This window comes from Rathayibacter sp. AY1F6 (genome assembly GCF_002932035.1).
In the GTDB taxonomy this organism is placed as follows: Bacteria; Actinomycetota; Actinomycetes; order Actinomycetales; family Microbacteriaceae; genus Rathayibacter.
The window spans coordinates 1-732 of the sequence record NZ_PSVD01000046.1 but is presented as its reverse complement, the minus strand read 5'-3'; the positions used below and the strand labels follow the sequence as shown (position 1 = coordinate 732).

Genomic DNA, 732 nt, shown 5'->3' with positions numbered 1-732 from the left:
CCGTGGTGACGAAGCGGGGGCGGACCTCGCCGTCGACGACCCAGGGCTTCTGCTTGATCGTGCCGAGGGCGATGATCGCGACTTCGCCGGGGTTCAGGATCGGGGTGCCCGTGTCCATCCCGAACACGCCGATGTTGGTGATGGTGATGGTGCCGTTCTGCATGTCGGCGGCGGTGGTCTTGCCGTCGCGGGCGTCGAGGGTGAGCTTCTCGAGGGCCTGGGCCAGTTCGAGGAGGCTCATCGACTGGGCGTCCTTGACGTTGGGGACGAGCAGTCCGCGCGGGGTGGCCGCGGCGATGCCGAGGTTGACGTAGTGGCGGACGACGATCTCGGTGTCGGTCCAGGCGGAGTTGACGGTGGGGTTGCGGCGGACGGCCCAGATGATGGCCTTGGCCATGATGAGCAGCGGCGAGACCTTGACGCCGGCGAAGTCGGGCGAGTTCTTGAGGCGCTTGACGAACTCCATGGTGCGGGTCGCGTCGACGTCGACGAAGACGCTGACGTGGGGCGCGGTGAACGCGCTCGTCGACATCGCGGCGGCGATCGCCTTGCGGACGCCGCGCACGGGGATGCGCTCCTCGCGGTCGTCGCCCCAGGCGGGGGTCTGGATGTTGCGGAAGACGCTGGCCTGGGAGGCGTGGCGGATGACGTCGTCGCGGGTGACCTCGCCGGCGAGGCCGGTGGCCTGCACCTCGAGGAGGTCGACGTCGAGGTCCTTCGCGAGCTTGCGGA

General features: G+C 69.3%; 1 protein-coding gene. It reads right to left on the bottom strand.

The window, feature by feature from the left end:
• Positions 1-732: dihydrolipoamide acetyltransferase family protein (locus C5C44_RS16615; protein WP_146084376.1), on the bottom strand; the 732-nt coding region annotated here is incomplete at both ends.